This is a genomic window from Psychrobacter coccoides (assembly GCF_017498085.1).
Taxonomy (GTDB): domain Bacteria; phylum Pseudomonadota; class Gammaproteobacteria; order Pseudomonadales; family Moraxellaceae; genus Psychrobacter; species Psychrobacter coccoides.
The window spans coordinates 1-275 of record NZ_JAGBKM010000068.1; the positions used below are offsets into that span (position 1 = coordinate 1).

The window sequence follows — 275 nt, forward strand, 5'->3', positions numbered from 1 at the left end:
TTAGCTGGGGCGGTTAACTTTGTCTGGAATTACGTTAATGAGCTAAGTTTTAAACACCTTAAGCGCACAGGCAAATTCTTTTCAGCTTATGATTTAGCCGCTTACACTAAAGGGGCGGGTGAATACCTGAATCTGCACAGTCAAACCCTACAAGCCATCTCAGAAACCCATGCCAAGGCTCGTAAACAGTTTAAAAAAGCCAAACTCAACTGGCGCACCAATAACCCAAAAGCCAAGCGCAGATCTCTTGGATGGATTCCGTTTAAAAAGACCGC

The 275-nt window shown here is 44.4% G+C and carries 1 pseudogene; it reads left to right on the forward strand.

Going from position 1 to position 275, the window contains the following annotated elements:
• Positions 1 to 275: pseudogene (locus J3492_RS13100) on the forward strand (RNA-guided endonuclease InsQ/TnpB family protein); the annotation flags it as partial.